The sequence below is a fragment of the Bradyrhizobium sp. Mp19 genome (genome assembly GCF_029952935.1).
GTDB classification, from domain to species: Bacteria; Pseudomonadota; Alphaproteobacteria; order Rhizobiales; family Xanthobacteraceae; genus Bradyrhizobium; species Bradyrhizobium elkanii.
Genome location: NZ_JASAUT010000177.1, coordinates 1 through 950, shown reverse-complemented (window position 1 = coordinate 950; position 950 = coordinate 1). Strand labels below are relative to the sequence as shown.

At 61.6% G+C, this 950-nt stretch carries 1 protein-coding gene; it reads right to left on the bottom strand.

Going from position 1 to position 950, the window contains the following annotated elements; translation table 11 throughout:
• Window positions 1-24: 24 nt before the first annotated feature.
• Window positions 25-861, bottom strand: coding sequence for an IS5 family transposase (locus tag QJT82_RS45445; protein ID WP_028341158.1), 837 nt, complete (start codon window positions 859-861; stop codon window positions 25-27).
• Window positions 862-950: the final 89 nt, after the last annotated feature.

Sequence of the window (950 nt, the reverse complement as noted above, 5' to 3'; positions counted from 1 at the left end):
GCTCCTCAGAGTCTGACTCATAAGTCACCCATCCTTGCGGGCAGCGGCAAGTCTGCGGGTCAGGAGCCTCATGTGTGCAATCAGCAGCCAGGCAGCTTCGGTTGCCACCGTCGCCTCGAAGTCCTTGGCGAGGCGGCGGCATCTGCCGAACCAAGCGAATGTGCGTTCGACCACCCACCGCCTCGGCAGAAGCTGGAAGCCTTTGACGCCTTGGGGCCGCTCGACGATCTCGACAGTCCATGGACCGCAGTCTGAGAGCGCGTCGAGGAGTTGATTTCCGCGGTAGATCCGGTCGGCAAAGACGTGGCGCAGCCGGGGGAAGTTCATCCGCACGTTCTTCAGCAGCGGTACGGCGCCATGGCAGTCCTGAACGTTGGCCGGATGAACATGAACCCCGAGGAGGAGGCCATTGGTATCCGTCACAATATGCCGCTTGCGGCCGTAGATGCGCTTGCCTGCATCGTAGCCGCGCGGTCCGCCAGCTTGCGTGGTCGGCGCACTTTGACTGTCGATCACGGCTGCCGTCGGCTTCGGTGCGCGTCCAAGCTTTTTTCGCGCCCGTCGGACAAGGACGCTGACAATCCTTTGCCACCGGCCTGTATCCCGCCATCTATAAAAATAGCCCTGCACCGTCGAGTAGGGCGGGAACTCCCGCGGCAGCGCCCGCCACTGGCAGCCGGTCGAAACGATATAGAGAATCGCTTCGACCACACGACGCAGCTCCGTCTTACGCGGCCGGCCGCGCCGGTTCGCTCGCGGCAACAGGCGTCTGATCAGCGCCCACTCCGCATCGGTCATATCGCTTGCATAACGCAGATCGTCCCGCCGATATTGCTCCCGAGTGATCTCAGTCCAGGGCATCGTGCTCTCCCTCGAATCTTTGCAAATCCGATGGAATCACACCCCACTGAGATCACTCACCCCATTTTTCAGTCAGGCTCTCAGGATGA